The sequence below is a fragment of the Microbacterium sp. LMI12-1-1.1 genome (assembly GCF_040676455.1).
In the GTDB taxonomy this organism is placed as follows: Bacteria; Actinomycetota; Actinomycetes; order Actinomycetales; family Microbacteriaceae; genus Microbacterium.
The window spans coordinates 237,917-257,622 of record NZ_JBEGIA010000012.1; the positions used below are offsets into that span (position 1 = coordinate 237,917).

Genomic DNA, 19,706 nt, shown 5'->3' on the forward strand with positions numbered 1-19,706 from the left:
ACGTGTGCGCGCTCAGGGGTTTGAGGGTTATATGAATCGGCGTAGAGGTTTCCTGGCGGGCATCACAGCACTGACACTGGCTGCGGCATCCGTCTTCGTAGGCGTCGCGTCGCCCGCGTTCGCCGTCGCCGCTTTCTCGATCCAGAAGATCGCGGTCGAATCCGGTCCGTTCGGGCCGGGCGACTCGGTGACCTACCAGATCACCGTCAACTGCTCGTCGACGAACGATCCAGGCTGCTACAACACGCTCGTGAGCGACCCGCTCCCCGACCCCCTCATGTTCAACCCCGCCTTCACCGACCCGGTCTCGGTTCAGATCAACCCGCCCGCCGGGCAGCCCGCGGGCACCTACGACCTCCAGGTCGACCCCGCGACGAACACGTTCACCGTCGCGCCCGGTCTCGACCTCACGGCCGATCCCGTCCTGTGGCCGGCCGGGTACAGCATGACCATCACGGTGAACGCCATCGTGGACCCGGCCGCCGACGGCACCTGGGACGGCGCGACCGTCACGAACACCGCGACCGCCACCGGCGACAACGCGCCGAGCACGCCGGCCTCCGCCGACATCGTCCTCGATGTCGACACCACGTTGCTGCCCAGCATCGACAAGGCCGTCAGCCCGACGAGCACCCTTCCCGCAGTCCCCGGGCAGCCGGTCGACTGGACGGTGACGCCGGGCAACGGGTCCAACCAGAACGTCGACACCATCGTCGTGCAGGATCCGGCGACGCCGCCGACGGACTTCGGCGGCTACCTCGATGTGACGGGCTACGACGTCACCGCCCCGACCGGCACCACCGCCACCACCACCGAGTACTACGTGGACGGCGCCTGGACGACCACCGCACCCGATCCGATCTCCGCCTCCGGCGGCATCCGGGTCACCTTCACCGGCTCGTTCGCGCCCGGGGCCACCGGCCAGGTCGTGGTGCACACCACGACCACCGACGCCGTCACCGACATCCCGGACGGCTCCGAGGCGACCGTGACGAACATCGCGTCCTCCATCGTCACCAAGGGCGACGACGAAAGCGACCCGGTGACGGACGACGCGGGCATCACCATCGCGCAGCGGCTGCCCGACGTCGCCATCGCGAAGTCGTTCGACGACAACACGCTCGTCAGCGGGCAGAGCACGACGGCCAGCATCACGGCGACGGTCGGCGAGCAGGACGTGCAGACGCTCACGGTCGCGGAGCCGTCCGCGGGCACCTCGACGTTCACCGAGCAGGGGCTCAGCTTCGACGGCTTCGGCGCCGGCGTCGCGTGGCCGGTCGCCGCGACATCGGCCGAGATCACCTACACGTACAGCGACTGCGCCGACAGCACCGCGACGACGACGACGGTCGACACGCTTCCCGACCCGACCGACGGGTGCACGGTGGAGGGCTTCACCGTCGTCTACTCCGCCGCCGGCGACGACATCGTCTCGGGCGCCTATGCGACCATCCCGATGGACATCACCGCGCTGTCCACCGAAGAGGCGGTGGCGAGCACGAACGTCGTCGACACCTCCGTCGAGAACACCAACGGTCAGACCGGGGTGGCCGACACCGAGGCGCCGTTCACCATCGAGCCGCTCACCATCGACACCAGTGTCACCAAGTCCATCAGCCCCGAGCAGATCTTCGGCGTGCCCGGCACGGATGCCGATGTCACCCTCACGGGCAACGTGACGCCCGAGTCGACCGCCGGCTCGGAGCGGCTCGTCATCTCGGACCCGGAGTTCCCCGCCCTCGGCTCCGAGTTCTGGGACAACTTCACCGCGACCCAGATCGACAACACCGACATCCCCGAGTGCACGACCCTCACGGTGCGCTACTGGCCGAAGTCGACGAACGGCGACTGGACAGACTTCCTGGGCGCGACCGCCATCCCCGGTCCCGAGGACCTCTGGTCGTACGCGATCCCCGCCGACCTGCAGGACGACATCGGCGGCATCCAGTTCGAGTACCTCCCGCTGGATGCGGAGGGGTGCCCCGAGCTGCTGCAGCCGGGCTTCACGGTGGTGACCCACATCGACGTCGAGGTGACGCAGCCGCACGACGAAGAGGTGACCTTCACCAACACCGCCCAGTCGCTGGTCGACAACCCCGACGCCGGCGGCGAGCAGACCGACAGCACTTCGGACGACATCGACCTGCTGCCGATCGACGGCGGCCCCGGGCCCGACTTCCTCGACAAGGAGTGGGCGCCGGACGACGATGTCCCGGCGCTGTCGGGCGACGTCCGCACGGCGCGGCTGTGGTGGTCGACCGACGGCCTCAACATCACCGAGATGACCCTGACCGACATCTCGGAGACCGAGGACCCGGAGAACACCGTCGCGTCGGTCTACGACGCCTTCGACCTCGTGGCGATCGATCCCGTCACGGCGTCCACCGACCCGCTGATCGTGAACGACGTGATCACCGAGGTCTCGCTGTGGCTCGACGGCGAGGGCTGGACCGACATCACGGACCAGGCGTGCGCCAACGGCTGCGACGGCCAGTTCGGGGGCTACGAGCTCACCGCCGAGCAGAGTGCCGCGGCGCTCGCTGTGCGGGTCGTGCTCACCGAGAAGACGGCGGGCGCAGGGGTGGGATCGTCGTACGATCGCCGGCCCTTCGACCTGGACTTCCGCGTGCGGGACACGCTGCGCAGCGACCCCGGTCAGTGGGTGCTCGGAGACCTCCACCCGTACGGCTACAACACCGACCAGGCCGGCTTGGTCGACAACACCGCGAGTGCCCACGGCGTGAACACGGCGACCGGAGTCGACAGCGTCGACGTCGCCGCCGACACGATCCTGATCGTCGACGAGCCGATCAACGCGACACTCACGAAGGAGTTCGACCAGGAGCAGCTCGGCCTGCCGGATCCGGCGCTGGACGTCGACCCGGCCGACTATCCGCTCATCAGCGCAACGCTCGTCGCGACCAACACGTCGGCAGCCCGTGTCACCGGCATGGTGATCTCCGACCCCGCGCCCACGCAGGCCGATCCGACCGCGTTCGACACGCTGAACCTCTACGACATCGACGCGATCCGGCTGCCGTCCGGGATCACCGAGGCCGAGACCACCGTCACCCTGACGATCGGAGGCGCGCCCGTCCCCTACACGTATGCCGAAGCCCTCGATCTGGACTTCTCCGATCTGCAGGATGCGACCGGCATCTCCGTCGCCTTCCGCGACGACGAAGGCGGCGCCGTGATCGCGTCCGGAGCGACCGGCGGCCTCACGCTGACGTGGCAGCTGCGCGACGTGCTCCGGTCGGACCCGGGCACGCCCGTGACCGTGACCCCCGCAGGCGAGAGCATCCAGAACGATGCCCACACCCAGCTGGAGAGCCCGGTCCTCGAGGACTGCGCCGACAATCAGTGCGGCACCGGTGCCGCCGACGCGAGCGACGATTTCCAGATCGTCGCGGCGAGCTACGCCATCGAGACGACCAAGTCGATCACTCCCGAGTCGGTCTACGAGGACCAGTCCAAGAGCTACGTCACGCAGCTCGGCGGGCGTCCGAACGGCACCGCTCGCACCACCTTCTTCAGCCTGACCGACACCACTGCGACGTTCTGGAACACGATGGACTACGTCGGCGCGCAGATCACCGTGCCGGCGCCCGTGAACCAGGTGGCGATGGACGTCCTGGTCGATGACGACGCCGGCAGCGATGTCGAGTACACCGTTGTCAGTGGAGAGCTCGTGGCCACCTGCAACGGCGCGCCGCTCACCGACGACTCGCCATGCTGGGTCGACGGCGAATGGACGGATGCCGCCGCCGGCGACATCGTCAGCTTCGACCTGCCCGCCGGAGTGACGGACGAGGGCACCGTCGTCGGCGTGCGCTTCCGCGCGCAGGAAGTGGATGCCGAGGGAGACGTGCTCCAGTGGGAGCGCCCGTACAACCCGCAGCTGACGTTCTCGCTCACCACGATGCGCCGCGACACGCTGCGCAGCGATCCGAGCGTGCTCGTGTCGACCACCCGCCCCGACCTGCAGCCGAACCCCGGCGAGACGGAACCGGGCGTCATCAGCGATGACGTGCAGTCGTTCAGCACCGCCCAGTTCGGAGTACAGGAGTTCGAGCAGGCGGGTGAGGCGGCCGATTCCACGGTCGTGCTCCACCGGCCGAATGCCGTCAGCGTCACGAAGACCCGCGGCTCGTCGTCGCTGATCAGCGCCGGCGGCACCATCCCGTACGTCATCACCGTCGCCAACACCGGCCAGTGGAACATGACCGGCCTGACGGTCGTCGACCAGGTGGAGACGGATGCCGAGGGCTCCCTCCTCGTCGAACCCGATCCCGCCGCCTACACGTTCGCGCTGAGCGGCACGGGTGCGCCGAGCGGAGACCCCGGCTTCACGGCATCCCTCAACGAGGCGACCGGTCTGCTGACGATCCAGTCGCCCGCCGACTTCGTGTTCAATGCCGGGTGGACGCTCACCGTGAACGCGCCGCTGCTCTTCCGTGACGATGTGACGCCTGACACCACGGTCGGCAACGAGGTCACGGTCTCGTCGGATCGCCTCTTCGAGACGTGCCAGGGGACGACCGTCCAGGACGGCAGCGACCTCGTTCCGAAGCCCGTCGAGAACACCCCGCCCGGCGTGCCCGACTGCTCCGCCGACACGGAGATCACCCCGTTGGCCTCGGCGACGATCGCCGCGAAGAAGTATGTGCGCGGTCTGGACGCGGGTGATCCGGACGTCGCCGGCGACGAGGACCTCGGCGTGCTCAACGTGGACGGCGATGCGGCCGCGTGCGATCCCAGCGTTCCCGGGGTCACCAACCTCGGCTTCTACTCGTACCCCTGTGCCCCGGTCACGCGGCCGGGCGGCACCGAGCAATGGCGCGTCGACTTCACCAACACGGGGAATACGAGCGCGCGGGTCGTCGCCGCCGTCGACACCCTCCCCGACCAGAACGATCAGGGCGTGATCGTGCCCGGTGATCGAGGATCGCAGTTCTCCGTGACGCTGACCGGCGGTGTGACGGCCAACTTCGCCGATCTCGCCGATAGCGCCTACTCGTCGTACGGCATCTACCTGTCGCCGGTGCAGCTCAGCCAGAGCTGCAACGACAACGCGATCAAGGTGTTCACCGAGGACGCCGCTGCGGACCCCGCGTGCGACTTCGACTGGGAGCTCGCGAGCGCCGCCACGCCTCCCGTTACGCTGCAGGCCGCCCGCAGCGTGCTCCTCGTGCTCGAGTACTCGAACCCCGACGAGCTCTCGCCCGCTCCGGGCCTGCGCCCGGGTGAGACGCTCCGGCTCCTCTACGACACGCAGACGCCGTACCTGCTTCCGGCGGAATCGGCGGTGCCCGAAGGCCTGCCCATCGCGTACAACTCGTTCGCGACGGCATCCCGGTCGAACGCCACGGTCACTCAGCCGGAGCGCCCGTCGCTCGTGGTCGAGCCGCAGAAGGTCGGTATCGCAGCCGCCACCGGGCAGCTGCTGCTGTCGAAGGTCGTCGAGGCGCCCGACTTCGCGACCGACGTCGACCTGCCCGACAGCTATCCGCTGCTCGTGACCTGCCTCTCGGGCGGCCAGGAGGCGACGCTCCTGCACGCCGACGGCAGCGACGCCAGCCGTCCGTCGGTGGATGCCGACGGCACGGTGCTCGCCTACAACAGCACCACCGGACCGGTGAACCTGCCGCTCTTCTCGACCTGCACCGTGGTCGAGGACCCGCTCATCCCCGGCGTCACCGTGACGGTCGATCCGGAGGACGGCGTCATCGCCGACCGGGACTGGAGCGAGGAGCCGTCCGTCTGGGATCCGTACAGCGGTGACCCGGAGCAGGCCTCGATCCAGGTCACGAACGAGTACGCGGCCGGTGGCTTCACCGTGCTGAAGAGCGTCGACAACGGGGGCGCCGAGAACCAGGACGGCGAGCCCGTCGTCTACGAACGCACCTACTCCTTCTCGGCGAGCTGCACGTTCCTGGATCAGGAGACGATCCCCGAGTCCGACCTGGAGTTCACGCTCGCCGACGGGGAGTCGAAGACGTTCTCCGACATCCCCGCCGGCGCGGAGTGCACGGTGACCGAGACGGACGCGGCCGGTGCCGCAGGAACGACCGTCGTCATCACCGAGGACGGCACCGAGGGTGACCCGCTGGAGTCGGCGGAGGCCTCCTTCACGGTCCTTCCGTACGACGAGGGCTCGACCACGGCGCTCACCCTGGTCGCCGTCGAGAACGCCTACACCGTCGGCGCCGTCGAGGTCACCAAGGTGATCGCCGGGGCCGGCGGAGAGGTCTGGGGTGGTGCCACCTTCACCGTCGAGATGTCGTGCACGCTCGACGGGGTCACGCCCGACCCCGTGTTCGAGGACTCCACGACCCTCAGCGCCGACGATCCGACGTGGCTCGTCGAGAACCTGCCGACGGGCGCCGAGTGCACCGTCACAGAGACGGAGGACGGCGGCGCCAACTCGTCGACCGGAAGCGTCACGGTCGTCGTCGGCGACGATCCTGCGGCACCGGTCGCAGCCGACATCACCAACACGTTCACCGTCGGCTCGCTCGAGGTGCAGAAGGAGCTCGAAGGCGCTCCCGCCAACGCTCTGGACCCGGCGACGACGTACGAGTACGAGGTGAGCCTCGCGTGCACGCGCATCGTCAACGGCGAGACCGTCGACGTGTCGATCCCCGGCGGGGCGACGCGCACCATCACGGGAGCCGGCACCGCACTGTACGAGGGTCTGCCGACCGGTGCCGAGTGCACCCTGACCGAGACGGATGACGGCTTCGCCACCGACCAGACGATCGCACCCGCGACGGTGGCCGTCGGTGACGGCGAGACGCCGGTCGTGGTCACGGTGACGAACGAATTCGACAACGGCTCGGTGTCGGTCGCGAAGACGGTGGATGCGCCGGAAGGCTTCCCCGTGCCGGCGGAGTACACGGCGACCGTGTCGTGCACGTGGCAGGGCGCTGACGTGCCGCTCGCCGACGACGGCGTCGTGACGATCGTCCCCGGCGAGGACCCGGTCGTGATCCCCGACGTCCCGGTGGGATCGGTCTGCACGGTCGAGGAGGACGACTTCGGTCAGACCGGCACGACGGTGACGCCGTCGTCGATCACGGTGACCGCCGCCGGCGAGACGTTCGCGCTCGACATCGAGAACACCTACGAGTGGGCGTCCCTCGAGGTCGGCAAGGCGGTCGAGTCCGAGAGCCCGTTCGTTCCGACGCAGTTCGAGTTCCAGGTCGTCTGCACCTTCCAGGGCGAGACCGTGGTCGACGAGACGTTCACGCTCGACGCGGGTGACACCGAGACGATCACCGAGATCCCGGCGCGCTCCGAATGCACGGTCACCGAGACCGACGATCGCGGCGCCGACGGCACGGTCACCGCCGCGGACGTACCGGGTGCGGAGGGCGAGCTCGCGCCGCAGATCGACCAGGAGACGCGCACGGTGGTGATCCCCGAACTGCAGCCGGACAGCACCGCCGTCGTCAACACCGTCACGTACACGAACCTGTTCGATGCGACAGTGCTGGTGCTCGTGAAGGAGTTCGAGGGAGCGGGCGCCGACCAGTTCGGGCTCGACCAGACGTTCACCTTCACCGTCACCTGCGTGTACGCCGGAGAGACGGTGATCGACGCGCAGCTGGAGCTGAACGCGGGCAACGGCTGGAGTTCGGCCGTCTACGACGTGGTCGCAGGCTCCGAGTGCACCGTCGTCGAGGACGACCTCAACGGCGCGGACGCCGTGGTGATCGAGCCCAACGACGGTGAGGACACCTCGATCGGGACGGGCATCGTCCCGGAGGGCGGTGGCCTCGTGACGGTGACCGCCACCAACTGGTACCTCACCGGCTCCCTCGAGGTGACGAAGACGTTCGCCGGCGACGGCGCCGAGAAGTTCGGCACCGCCGCGTACGAGCTGCGTCTGGTCTGCGTCCGCGACGGCGAGATCGTCGACATCCCCGACGGCGGCATCCGTGTCGTCAGCGCGGATTCGCCGACGGCGCTCTGGGAGAATCTGCCTACCGGGGCCGAGTGCCGCCTCATCGAGGTGGACGACGGGGGAGCGAACGAGACCGAGATCCTGGACGCGGATGGCAATGTCATCGCCGGCGACGGCGAGGGCTACACCTTCACCGTCGAGACCGATCCGACCATCCTGAGCGTCGACGATCAGCCTCAGCCGAGCCTGCAGGTCCGCAACACCTTCAACCTGGCGCAGGTCTCCGTCACCAAGACGGTGGAGTCCGAGGCGACGGGCATCGACGGCGAGCCGATCTCGTACGGCCCGTTCGAGGTGACGCTGGACTGCCTCTGGAACGAGCAGCAGGTCGCTGCCGCCGAGCCGATGACGCAGACGATCGCGGACGGCGAGACGGTGACGTGGACGGAGCTGCCCGAGGGTGCCGAGTGCACCGTCACCGAGACCGACACCGCGGGCGCCGAGTCGACGACGGTCGTCGTGACCGAGGGCGGCGAGGCCGGTGATCCGGCAGCGGCGACCACGGCGTCGCTGGCACCGCTTCCGAACACGGATGCCGAGGATCAGACGTCCGTGGCGATCGCCAACGCCTTCGGCGTGACCGATCTGCGCATCTCGAAGGTCGTCGACGGCACGGCGGCCTCCACCGTGACGCGCACCTTCCCGGTGGACGTCACCTGCGTCCTCATCGATCCCTCGCATCCCGCACCCGGACTGGTCGTGCACGACTCGTCGTACGAGATCGGCGGTCCTGACGGCCTCACGGCCGAGATCGTGGACCTGCCTGCGGGCAGCGAGTGCACCGTCGTCGAGACGGACGCCGGTGACGCCGACCAGACGACGATCACCGTCGATGGTGAGGAGCAGCCCGGAACCACGGGTACGGTGACCCTCGCGTCGGGCCAGGTGACGATCGTCTTCACGAACACGTTCATCGCACCTCTCCCGCCGACCGGGCTGGAGGGGCGCGGCGTCGTGATCGCGCTGTCGGCCGGGTTGGCCGTTCTCGCGAGCGGTCTGGTGCTGGTGATCGCGGCGATGCGGCGGCGTCGGCTGAGCTGACCGTAGCGAGATGGTGGGGCCGGATACTCCGACCCCGCCTTCTCGTGCGGCCACGCTCGCGGTGGCGCCGGTCAGGCTGAAGCGCACGCCGATACGGGCGTTTTACGGGGAAGCTACAACGTGTCCGCCGTTCGGGTAACAGAACGCACAAACAGTCCCCGACGGCTGTTGTGCGTCACTCCGACAGGGCTCGCGAGGGGACGGATGCCGTCGCCGGCGCCGTGGCATCGGCATCCGTGTCGGTGATACCGATCCGGCGGCCCCACCACACGACGAAGGCCCCGACCGCGACGATCGCGAGCGCGATGCCGATGACGTAGACGATCACCGAGAGCCAGCCGCCCGGGTTGTTCGGGTTCAGGAACGGATACGGGTACCAGAACGGGTCGCCCGAGACGGGGTTGGTGACGAGGGGTCCGCGGATCATCGTGTACACGGCCCAGAGGATCGGGAAGGCGACCACCGCCCACAGGCTGCGCCACGGCAGCGACCGGCGCAGCGGGCCCACGAAGACGTCGGCCAGCAGGAACAGCGGGCCGATCAGATGCAGCACCTCGTTCGACCACGGGATGGGCGCGCTGCCCTGGGGCAGTTCGATGCCCCGCAGCAGTGCGTTGTAGACGATTCCGGTGATGATCATGAAGGTGCTCGCGCAGGCGAGCGCGACGGCCAGTGCCAGGGGCTCGGCGATCGCTCTGCGTCCGCGGGCGAAGAACCACACCGCCGCCCACACGAGCACGATCGCCGCGAGGGCGTTCGAGAGGATCGTGAAGAAGCTGAAGAAGTTCGCGATCGTCGTGGTGACGTCGCGGCCGAGCTCGGCCGCCGTGCCGATCGACTTCGACAGCTGCGCCGTGATCGCCGCCACGATGACCGCCGCCATCGCCAGCCTCAGCACCGTCCACACCGTCGCCCATGCCCGAGAACGCGTCATGCGCACACCATACCGATCGGGGTCTGCCGGGTCGTGTCGTGTCGCGGTGTGACTCGGGTGGCGCGGGTGTCGCCACCGGCGCCGCTCGTCGGGCTACCCTCGGGCGCGGTGGAACGTCCGCCGCCCGAGCTGGAGGATGATCTCGTGTCGACGCTGCTGGAGGACGAGGCGCTGCTGTTCGTGCAGGAGCTGATCCGGATCGACACGGTGAACACCGGAGTGCTCGCGACCATCGGCGATGGCGAGACCCGTGCCGCGCAGTACGTCCAGGAGCGCCTGGCCGAGGCCGGCATCGCGTCCGAGCTCGTGGAATCGCGCCCGGGTCGCGGGTCGCTCATCGCGCGCATCCCCGGACGCGATCGGGATGCCGGCGCCCTGCTGGTGCACGCGCACCTCGACGTCGTCCCGGTCGACGAGGAGCACTGGACCCATCCGCCGTTCGGAGCCGACATCGAGGACGGCTTCCTCTACGGCCGCGGCGCCGTCGACATGAAGAACTACGCGGGGACGATCCTGGCCGTCGCCCGCCATTTCGCGCGCGAGGGCATCGTGCCGCGACGCGACCTCGTGTTCGCGTTCCTCGCCGACGAGGAGAGCGGCGGCGTCTGGGGTGCGGGGTGGCTCGTCGAGAACCGACCGGAGCTCTTCGCCGGAATCACGGAGGCGCTGAGCGAGGTGGGCGGATTCTCGGTGCCGCTGGCCGCCGACCCGGGCGATGCGAGGCGGGCGTACCTCGTCGCGACGAGCGAGAAGGGCGTCGCCTGGGCGACGCTCAGCGCCCGAGGCCATGCCGCGCACGGCTCTCGGCCGACCGCCGACAATGCCGTGGTGCGCCTCGCCCAGGCGGTCGCTGCGGTCGGCGCTCATCGGTTCCCCGTGGTGCGCACTCCCGCGCTGCAGCGGTTCCTCGATGTGTTCGGCGAGGCGCGCGGGCTGGCGTTCACCGACGAGTCGCTCGCCGCCGACCTGGAGAGCCTCGGGTTCGTGTCGTCGCTGGTCGGCGCGACGACGCGCAACACCGCGACGCCGACGGTGCTCGCCGCGGGTGACAAGACGAACATCATCCCGGCCGAGGCCTCGGCGCGCCTCGACATCCGCATCCTGCCGGGGGAGGACGACGCTCTGCGTTCCGGGCTGCGAGAGGTCGTGGGCGACGGCATCGAGATCCGCGAGGGGCGCTGGTGGTCGGCGACCGAGGCGCCCGTCGACGCCCCCATCATCGGCATCCTGCAGGACGCGATCTCGCACCACGATCCGGACGGCGTCGTCGTGCCGTACCTGCTGCCGGCGAGCACCGACAACAAGCACTTCGCGAGGCTCGGCATCCACGGCTATGGCTTCGTGCCGCTGCGAGTGCCCCGCGACTTCGACGTGTTCGCCCAGTTCCACGCGGCCGACGAGCGCGTCCCCGTCGACGCGCTGCACTTCTCGGCGCGTGTGACGGAGCGCATCCTGCGAACGGCCTAGAACGACGGATGCCTCGCGCCGAGGTTCTTCAGCCGCCGAACCGCTCCGCCTGCATCCGCATGGCTGCGGTGGCGGCATCCTCGTCCCACACGCGCGGCTGCGCACCCTCGAGTGCACGGGCGAGCGGCACCCAGCCGACCCAGCGCAGCGGCTCGCCGCCGGGCGCGGGTCTCAGCGCTTCGAGATCGCGGTAGTCGTCGACGCGCACCCGGTCCCACGCGTGCACGACCCGGCCGTGGCCGAGGCTCAGGCCGACGTGGCCCCAGTCGCGTCGCTCGCCGAAGAGCTCGCCGACGCTCTCGTAGAACGCCAGGGCGTGGACGGGCGGCTCGCCGGTGTTCACCGATGCCGCGTAGAGGCGAGCCGATTCGGCCGCGTCGTCGCCGCCGAACAACTCGAGGTCGTTCGAGCGCTCGATCGCGTCCTCGACGAACGCCAGGCAACGCGTCGCGTACGCCGTCGATCCTTCGCGCGCGAGCGCCCAGGTCACGGCGTTCACGCCGCACGTCTCCACATCGAAACTCATCAGCAGCAGGCTAGCGAACACGTCGCGCCACCCGTTGGCTCGGTCGGGGCGTGGCGGTCGTGCGATCAGAACGGCGCGTCGGAACTCTCGGTGGAGCGGAACACGGGGACCGCGCGCTCCGGCTTGACGAGGTAGTGGCGGCCGGAGGGCGAAGTCCATCGGACAGCGCCGCCCGAGCCGGGGACTTGTTCGATGCTCCAGTCGGTGTGATGTCGGACGGTGTGGTGGCCCTCGCACAGCGGTGCGAGATTGGTGAGTTCGGTGTGGCCGCCGAGGGCCCAGTCGACGTTGTGGTCGACGTCGCACCGGGAGGCCGGCATCCCGCAGCCTGGTCCCATGCATCGATCGGCACGCCACTTCACCAGCTTCTGAAGTGCGGGTGGCGGCCGGTACTGGTCGCGGCCGACGGAGAGCACCATGCCCGTCTCGGGGTGGGTCAGCACTCGCGTCCACCCGGATGCACCGCCCGCGAGTTCCCGCGCCACGGGCAGCGGGATCGGTCCGAGGCCTTCCACGACCGGCGGGTCGATCCCCGCCGCGGCGCGGGATGCGTCGGAGTCGTGGAGGAGCGCGAGAACCGGTGTGGTGACGAATACCGTCGCCCGCGCACCGCGGGCGTGGTCGGGGTGGATCTCGGTGGCGCCGTCGATGAGCAGGTCGAGGACGACGTCGGCGCGTACTTGGTCGAGGGTGCGCGTCTCTCCATCGCGGGCCTTGATGGCTTTCGCCATCGCGGTCACCCGCGAGACGGCGGCGTGGATGGCGACCATGGGTGCGTAGACGTGCGCCCATCCCATCCCGTCATCGTCCGGCTCGACCGCGATCCGTCGCCTTGTCACAGCCCTCTCGTAGCGTTCGGTGAGGGTGGCCGAGCGGACCTTGTCGATCAGTGTGCGCAGCTTGCGGCGGAAGGTGCCGACCGCCTCCGACTCCGCCAGCACGATGCCCGACTCGAGCACCTGGGCACGGAACTCCTGCTCGAGTTCGTTGACCGCGGCGACAAGGATCTGCGCGTGCACCTCGGTGATCTGTGCCCGCTCCATCGAGACCAGCACCGCCGGGTAGGAGTGCACCATCGCCTCGGCGAAGCTCAGCAGCTCGCCCGCGGCGTGCTCGGTGATCCGAAGAGCGGCCGCCAGCTCCAGCCGCACGCCCCGCTCTACGACCTCGGTCAGAACCCGGCCGTTGCGCGTCGCATCGCGAAGCGCCTCGCGCCGCATCGCATCGATCCGCTCGAGCCGCTGCGCGGCGAGCACCGTCATCATGGTGGCTGCCTCGACGACCAGATCGAGTTCATCCGGAAACACCTGGTAGGGGATGTCGGGATCGGTGAACATGCTCCAAGGTTAGAACATACCTACGACACTGAGAGTGCTTCCCCACGAGCATGACGGAGCGAGAACGCGCGCGTCGTATCGCGCACGGCAGGACCTTCGGGCCTGCAGTCGGTGCCTCTGCCGCACAGGCTGAGTCGGTGCCGCGCCCGCGGGGGGCCTTCTCCGCAGACAGCACTCACGGGGCCCGACAGGCGGGCTCCGCCTCGGCTCTTCAGCCACAGAACGCGAGTCAAGGAGATTCACCATGAAGGTACTCGTCGCATATGAGAGCAAGTACGGCGCAACAGAAGGCATCGCGGAGCGTATTGGCGAAGCGCTGCGCGAATGCGGTCTCGACGCTGACGTCATCCGCTGCAGCGAAGTGCCCGACGTCTCGGGCTACGACGCCTTCGTGGTGGGGTCGGCGACCTATGAGTTCAATTGGCGGAAGGCTGCCCGCACGTTCGTCACCCGCAATGCCGGCGTGCTCTCGTCCCGCCCGACCTGGCTCTTCAGCAGCGGGCCGCTCGGCACGGAGACCGTCGATGCGGACGGAAAGGACGTTCTGAAAGGAGCCGAGCCCAAGCAGTTCGCCGACTTCACGGACCTTCTCCACCCGAAGGGCACGCAGGTGTTCCGCGGGGCATACCACCACGACAAGATCCGCGGAGCCGACCGGATCGTCGCGTGGATGCCCGCGATTCGCGACGTCCTGCCCGAGGGCGACTTCCGCGAATGGGATGCGATCGACGCGTGGGCGGTCTCGATCGCTGAGCTTCTCGGAGCCGCCGCCCCCCGCCATACCCCAGCCTGACCGGGACGAACCTGCCGCTCAACCAAGCCCCTGGCCGCAACCCAAGGAGTGCCGATCCTGAGAATGTCTCGGGGATAGTGTCGTATCCGAGCGTCGCCGTTCGTGGATCAGGTGTGCGACCCCGTCCGGGTCGCCGCGACCGAGGAGCCACGACATGGCTCTCGTCCCGATGAGAGGAGACGGCAGTGACGAAGTACCTGATCGCATTCAACGACGAGTGGGTGCCCGAGCACACCCCCGACGAACTGCGCGCCAAGAGCGAGGCCTCGAAAGCCCTCCTCGACGACATGAAGGAGGCGGGCGTCTTCCTGTACGCGGATGGTGGAATCGATGCCTCGACCGCGGTCTGCAGCGTCGTGAGCAAGGACGGGAAGCCGGTCTTCACCGACGGGCCGTTCGTCGAGAGCAAGGAGCATCTCGGCGGATTCACCGTCGTGGAAGTGCCGGACGATGAGGCCGCACGCTACTGGGCAGGGCGACTCGCCGTCGCACTGGACTGGCCGCAGGAGGTGCACCGATTCCCGTCAGACGTCTCGGAGATCATCGAACGGCAATCGCGCGTGGCTGAATGACGATGACCCGCTGCATCCAGTCCGCGTTGGCGCCGGCTGAGGACATACAGCTCGGTGCTGCCGAATCGCGTCCGGCGCGGCTCCCGGCATCCGCTCGGGCTCTGCGGGAGTCGTGACCGGATCCCGCGTCGAGAAGGCCATCGCCCGCGCCCATCGCGAGGAGTGGGCGCGGGTGGTGGCCGGTCTCGCCCGTCGCTTCGGCGATCTCGATCTCGCCGAGGATGCAGCCGCCGAGGCATTCGTCGCCGCGGTGGAGCGGTGGCCGCGCGACGGAGTACCGCCCAACCCCGGCGCATGGCTCACCACCACCGCGACGCGCAAGGCGATCGACCGGCTGCGTCGCGAGTCCCATCGCGAAGGCAAACACCAGGCGGCTCAGATGCTGTCCGACGACACTCCACACGAGCCGACCGGGCCGGTCGAGGACGACCGGCTGCGGCTGGTCTTCATCTGCTGTCATCCTGCCCTCGCCATGGAGGCGCGGGTCGCGCTGACCCTGCGCCTGCTCGGCGGGCTCACTGTCGCAGAGATCGCCCACGCCTTCCTGGTGCCGGAGACCACGATGGCGCGACGGATCACCCGCGCGAAGGCGAAGATCAAGGCGGCACACATCCCCTACCGGATGCCGTCGGCGGACGACATCCGCGAACGGCTCGCCGGGGTGCTCGCGGTGATCTACCTCATCTTCAACGAGGGCTATCTCGCCACCGCCGGGGATGACCCGCTGCGCGCCGACCTGACCGACGAGGCGATCCGCCTGGGCCGCCTCCTGCGCACGCTCCTTCCCGATGAGGGTGAGGTGACCGGCCTCCTCGCCCTCATGCTCCTCGCTGACGCACGACGCATCGCGCGCGTGTCCCACACCGGAGAGCTGGTCACCTTGGACGAGCAAGACCGCGGCGCGTGGAACCGAGCCCTGGTCGTCGAGGGGCACTCCCTGGTCCGCGAGCGGATCGGCGCGGTCGCCGCCGGTGCCGTCCCACCAGGGCGTTATCAGCTGCTGGCGGCGATCAACGCGGTGCACACGGATGCCCCTTCCGCACGCGATACCGACTGGTCCCAGATCGTCGCGCTCTACGACCGCCTGATCCGGCTCGATGGCTCCCCGATCGTGCGACTCAACCGCGCGATCGCGGTCGCCGAACTGGACGGCCCCGATGTCGCGCTCGCCGAGATCGACAGACTCAGCGAGGCCCTCGACGGGTACCACGCCTACCACGCGGCGCGCGCCGACCTGCTGCGGAGGGTCGGGCGAAGTGACGCATCTCGGAGGGCGTACGACCGAGCCATCGAACTCGCCGGCAACCCGGCCGAGCGCGCGTACCTCACCCGCCGTCGCGACCAGCTCGTGTGGTGACGCGGGACTGGCGAGAATTCACCGTTCAGAGCCTCGCGGGCCCGTGTCGCTGCGCAATAGGATCACAGCACCCTGATGACCCAGAGTCCGAAAGCGACCGGCCGGTCGCTTTCGGAGATCAACCGAAGGAGAGATCGATGGGTACGCAGAACCTCGCACTGGTCGTCGGCTCGTACGACGACACGGAGTCCGCTTCGGACGACTACGAAGCCCTCCGAAGCGGCCAGGACACCGGCGGGTACGAGATCATCGGCGCCGTGGTGCTCGTCCGTGACAAGGACGGCAAGGTCCAGGTCAAGGAGCACGGCGACAAGTCCGTGGGCCACGGTGCGGCCTGGGGCGCCGGCGCCGGAGTGGTCGTCGGGCTGTTCGCGCCGCCGCTCTTGGCGGCCACCGCGATCGGGGCCGGCATCGGCGCGATCCTCGGAAAGATCAAGAAGAACCGTGAGGAGAAGCAGTTCGGCGTCGACGTCGACGAGTACCTCGCGCCCGGGACCTCCGCGGTCGTCGCGGTCGTCGACGACAAGTGGGCCGACAACGTCGAGAAGGCGCTGACCAGGGCTGACAAGCGGATCAGCAAGGCGATCGATTCCGACGACTACGAGAAGCTGCGCGAGGCGATCGACAAGTCAGCCGACGACGTCGTCGAGCAGATCAACTCCTAGCCGTTTCCAGAGGAGGCCCGGCGGGCGAGCGCCGGGCCTCGCCTCTCATCTCACGCGAGACGCCCGAGCCCTCTCGCCCGCGGTCAGGAGCTGCTGCTGGAGCCCGACGAACGATCGGGCAGGTAGGGCTCGATCGCGGCGGCGAGCTTCGCCGGCGACATCGACTGCAGCCAGATGCGGCCCGGACCGTGGATCTCTGCGAGAAAGAGCGAGTCGCCGAAGAATTTGTTCTTGATGCCCTTCACCGAGCTGAACTCCAGATTCATGTCGGCCTCGAACATCGCGAGGTGCCCGGGATGGATGAGGAGGGACTGACCGGCCGCCAGCTCGTATTCGGTGATCTCCCCGGCCAGCTGCACCCACGCCGTTCCGTTCCCGGCCAGCTTCTGGAAGACCACGCCCGCGCCGCCGAAGATGCCGGCGCCGAGCTTCTTCTGCAGTCCGACCGACACCTCGACTCCGGCGGTGCTCGCCGAGTACGACCCCTGCTGGACCATGTACGAGTCGGCGGCGTCGATGTCGAGCTGGCGGATCGTGCCCGGCAGCTGCGCGGCGAACGCGAGCAGTCCGCCCTGCCCCGGCGCCGTGTATTCGGTCAGGAACAGCTGCGCGCCGCCGAGCACCCGCTTGAGGCCGCTCATGAAACCTCCCTGCCCGCCCGTGCCGTGCACCGTCGAGGTGTCCAGGGCGAAGCCGGGTGACATCCATGCCACGTCCCCGCCCTCCGCGACGATCTTCTCCCCGGACTCGAGGGTCAGCTCGAGAATCGGCATGGTCGTGCCCGCAATCGTCGACTTCATGCGATTCAACGTAGTCACGAACGCTGCGCGAAGAAACAAGAATCGCTAGATTCCCTAGCGATTTTCGAAATGCCGTCGGCGCGCCCACCGCGTGAACCCGGCGACGACGGTGACCTCGTCGAGTCGTCCGGCGCGCGGCATAGCGACACGTCGGGTGTCCGGGCGCGGCAGACCGCGGTCTGCGTCGGTGCATGCCGGAGTGTGACGCCGCGTTGCGGAGCGTCACCATCCGTGTCGCCGCGCGCCCGCGACGGCTGGGCCGCGCGGGAGGTGTCGCCCTAGCTTCGGCGTACCGGCGCACCCCGCAGACACCGCGCCACCGACCGAGGAGCCCCTCATGACCGACACACTCCCGCGCCAGGCAGGCGCCGCCGAAGCCGCGCCGCCGACGCCGCCGGCGTCGTCGCGCGTCGATCTCGGCGACCTCACCGTCGTCCACACCCGGCACTGGTTCCGGTGGTCGATCGGCATCGTCGTGCTGTTCGTCGTCGCACAGTTCGCGTGGTCGCTGGTGACGAACGAGAACTATGAGTGGGACGTCTTCGCCCACTACTTCCTGTCGGAGCCGGTGCTCCAGGGCGTGGGCCTCACCCTGCTGCTGACGGTGATCTCGGCATCCATCGGCTTCGTCCTCGGGACGCTCCTGGCGCTCGCCCGCCTCGCGAAGTCGCCTCTCCTGAACTCTGCCGCGTGGCTCTTCATCTGGTTCTTCCGCTCGGTGCCCCTCGTCGTGCAGATCATCGTCTGGTACAACCTCGGCTACCTGTACCCGACGCTCGGCCTCGGCACCCCGTTCACGACGGACTTCTGGATCGTCGAGTTCCCGACGGTGCAGCTGATCAGCGCCTTCGCGGCCGCGATCCTCGGGCTCAGCCTGAACCAGGCGGCGTATTCGGCCGAGATCATCCGCGGCGGCCTGCTGTCGGTCGACCAGGGCCAGCTCGAGGCGGCCGCGGCGCTCGGCATCCCGCCCCGCCGTCGCCTGACGCGCATCGTGCTCCCGCAGGCGATGCGCTCGATCGTCCCCAACGCCACCAACGAGGTGATCGGGCTGGTCAAGGGCGCGTCCGTCGTGTTCGTGATCGCCCTGCCCGAGGTCTTCTACGCGGTGCAGGTCATCTACAACCGCAACAGTCGCGTGATCCCGCTGCTGCTCGTCGCGGTCGTCTGGTACACGATCATCACCACCGTGCTGAGCATCGCGCAGTACTACATCGAGCGGCACTACGCCCGCGGCACGGTGCGCGTGCTGCCGCCGACGCCCGTGCAGCGGGCCCGCCACTGGATCGCCGTGCAGTGGGCGCGTCTGGGCGACTCCGAGACCCGTCCGGCCCCGCTTGTGGGGGTCGATGCCCCGGTCGTCGCGAAGGCGACGTTCCAGGGTTCGAGCAACGACGCGAAGTTCGGAGGGCGTTGACATGCGCACTGACACCATCACCGCTGAAATCGGCCCCACGACCGCTACGCGCGGGCTCGTCGAGATCCACAACGTCCACAAGAGCTATGGCGGCGTCGAGGTGCTGCGCGGCATCGATCTGACCGTCGAGCCGGGCGAGGTCGTCGCGATCCTCGGGCCGAGCGGCTCGGGCAAGTCGACGCTGCTGCGCACCATCAATCACCTCGAGAGCGTCGACCGCGGCTCGGTCACGGTCGACGGCCAGCTGATCGGCTACGAGCTGCGCGGCGGCAGGCTCTACGAGCTGCGCGAGCGGGAGGTGCTGGAGCGGCGGACGCAGATCGGCATCGTCTTCCAGAACTTCAATCTCTTCCCGCATCTGACCGCGCTCGAGAACGTCACCGAGGCGCCGATCGCCCTGGGGCGGTTCTCGAAGGACGATGCCCGCGAGCTCGCGCTGGGGCTGCTCGACCGCGTCGGCCTCGCCGACAAGGCCGAGCACTACCCGCGTCAGCTGTCGGGCGGACAGCAGCAGCGCGTCGCGATCGCCCGCGCGCTGGCGCTCAAACCCAAGGTGATCCTGTTCGACGAGCCGACGAGCGCGCTCGACCCGGAGCTGGTCGGCGAGGTGCTCGACGTCATCCGCGACCTCGCGCAGCTGGGCACGACTCTCATCATCGTCACGCACGAGGTCGGCTTCGCCCGTGAGGTGGCCGACCGCGTCGTGTTCCTCGACGGCGGCCAGGTCGTCGAGCAGGGCCCGCCCGCCGAAGTCCTCGTCACACCGAAGCACCCCCGCGTCCAGGACTTCCTTGCGAAGGTCCTGGCCTGACCCAGAGATCTCGATAC

General features: G+C 69.0%; 12 protein-coding genes. 8 read left to right on the forward strand and 4 right to left on the reverse strand.

Annotated features, from left to right (window positions below; all coding sequences use genetic code 11):
* The first annotated feature begins 31 nt into the window (after positions 1–31).
* Entirely contained in the window at positions 32–9,010 is an 8,979-nt protein-coding gene (locus tag MRBLMI12_RS09780) for a DUF5979 domain-containing protein (protein ID WP_363356132.1), read from the forward strand.
* Between the two features lie 175 nt (positions 9,011–9,185).
* Here the strand turns inward: MRBLMI12_RS09780 and MRBLMI12_RS09785 are convergent, their stop codons facing one another.
* A complete protein-coding gene (locus MRBLMI12_RS09785) occupies positions 9,186–9,944 on the reverse strand; it encodes a Pr6Pr family membrane protein (RefSeq protein ID WP_363356134.1) in 759 nt (252 codons plus the stop codon).
* Positions 9,945–10,088: 144 nt separating this feature from the next.
* On the opposite strand from MRBLMI12_RS09785, the gene MRBLMI12_RS09790 reads away from it, so the two are divergent.
* Positions 10,089–11,411, forward strand: a complete 1,323-nt coding sequence (locus MRBLMI12_RS09790; protein ID WP_363356136.1) for a M20/M25/M40 family metallo-hydrolase — start codon at positions 10,089–10,091, stop codon at positions 11,409–11,411.
* 28 nt (positions 11,412–11,439) lie between these two features.
* On the opposite strand, the gene MRBLMI12_RS09795 is transcribed toward MRBLMI12_RS09790, so the two are convergent.
* Entirely contained in the window at positions 11,440–11,937 is a 498-nt protein-coding gene (locus tag MRBLMI12_RS09795; RefSeq protein WP_363356138.1) for a hypothetical protein, read from the reverse strand.
* Positions 11,938–12,002: 65 nt separating this feature from the next.
* Positions 12,003–13,274, reverse strand: coding sequence for an HNH endonuclease (locus MRBLMI12_RS09800; protein ID WP_363356140.1), 1,272 nt, complete (start codon positions 13,272–13,274; stop codon positions 12,003–12,005).
* Between the two features lie 244 nt (positions 13,275–13,518).
* Between MRBLMI12_RS09800 and MRBLMI12_RS09805 the strand changes: the two genes are divergently transcribed.
* From MRBLMI12_RS09805 to MRBLMI12_RS09820, 4 genes are all read left to right on the forward strand, one after another.
* Positions 13,519–14,067: a flavodoxin domain-containing protein gene (locus MRBLMI12_RS09805; protein ID WP_363356142.1), complete on the forward strand. Its 549-nt coding sequence runs from the start codon at positions 13,519–13,521 to the stop codon at positions 14,065–14,067.
* Between the two features lie 185 nt (positions 14,068–14,252).
* Entirely contained in the window at positions 14,253–14,639 is a 387-nt protein-coding gene (locus MRBLMI12_RS09810; protein WP_363356144.1) for a YciI family protein, read from the forward strand.
* Positions 14,640–14,751: 112 nt separating this feature from the next.
* A complete protein-coding gene (locus MRBLMI12_RS09815; RefSeq protein WP_363356145.1) occupies positions 14,752–15,996 on the forward strand; it encodes an RNA polymerase sigma factor in 1,245 nt (414 codons plus the stop codon).
* A 137-nt stretch (positions 15,997–16,133) separates the two neighbouring features.
* Positions 16,134–16,661, forward strand: a complete 528-nt coding sequence (locus tag MRBLMI12_RS09820) for a DUF1269 domain-containing protein (RefSeq protein WP_363356147.1) — start codon at positions 16,134–16,136, stop codon at positions 16,659–16,661.
* Positions 16,662–16,744: 83 nt separating this feature from the next.
* On the opposite strand, the gene MRBLMI12_RS09825 is transcribed toward MRBLMI12_RS09820, so the two are convergent.
* Positions 16,745–17,461: a TIGR00266 family protein gene (locus MRBLMI12_RS09825; protein WP_363356148.1), complete on the reverse strand. Its 717-nt coding sequence runs from the start codon at positions 17,459–17,461 to the stop codon at positions 16,745–16,747.
* A gap of 337 nt (positions 17,462–17,798) precedes the next feature.
* Between MRBLMI12_RS09825 and MRBLMI12_RS09830 the strand changes: the two genes are divergently transcribed.
* Positions 17,799–18,878: an amino acid ABC transporter permease gene (locus tag MRBLMI12_RS09830; RefSeq protein ID WP_363356150.1), complete on the forward strand. Its 1,080-nt coding sequence runs from the start codon at positions 17,799–17,801 to the stop codon at positions 18,876–18,878.
* A 1-nt stretch (position 18,879) separates the two neighbouring features.
* Positions 18,880–19,689 (forward strand): amino acid ABC transporter ATP-binding protein, encoded by an 810-nt coding sequence (locus MRBLMI12_RS09835; RefSeq protein WP_363356152.1) that lies wholly within the window; start codon positions 18,880–18,882, stop codon positions 19,687–19,689.
* Positions 19,690–19,706: the final 17 nt, after the last annotated feature.

Excerpts from the sequence above, each read along its gene's own strand:
- MRBLMI12_RS09785 (WP_363356134.1), bottom strand. The coding sequence starts at position 9,944 with ATGACGCGTTCTCGGGCATGGGCGACGGTGTGGACGGTGCTGAGGCTG.
- MRBLMI12_RS09805 (WP_363356142.1), top strand. The coding sequence starts at position 13,519 with ATGAAGGTACTCGTCGCATATGAGAGCAAGTACGGCGCAACAGAAGGC.
- MRBLMI12_RS09800 (WP_363356140.1), bottom strand. The coding sequence starts at position 13,274 with ATGTTCACCGATCCCGACATCCCCTACCAGGTGTTTCCGGATGAACTC.
- MRBLMI12_RS09835 (WP_363356152.1), top strand. The coding sequence starts at position 18,880 with ATGCGCACTGACACCATCACCGCTGAAATCGGCCCCACGACCGCTACG.
- MRBLMI12_RS09825 (WP_363356148.1), bottom strand. The coding sequence starts at position 17,461 with ATGAAGTCGACGATTGCGGGCACGACCATGCCGATTCTCGAGCTGACC.
- MRBLMI12_RS09780 (WP_363356132.1), top strand. The coding sequence starts at position 32 with ATGAATCGGCGTAGAGGTTTCCTGGCGGGCATCACAGCACTGACACTG.
- MRBLMI12_RS09820 (WP_363356147.1), top strand. The coding sequence starts at position 16,134 with ATGGGTACGCAGAACCTCGCACTGGTCGTCGGCTCGTACGACGACACG.
- MRBLMI12_RS09795 (WP_363356138.1), bottom strand. The coding sequence starts at position 11,937 with ATGAGTTTCGATGTGGAGACGTGCGGCGTGAACGCCGTGACCTGGGCG.
- MRBLMI12_RS09830 (WP_363356150.1), top strand. The coding sequence starts at position 17,799 with ATGACCGACACACTCCCGCGCCAGGCAGGCGCCGCCGAAGCCGCGCCG.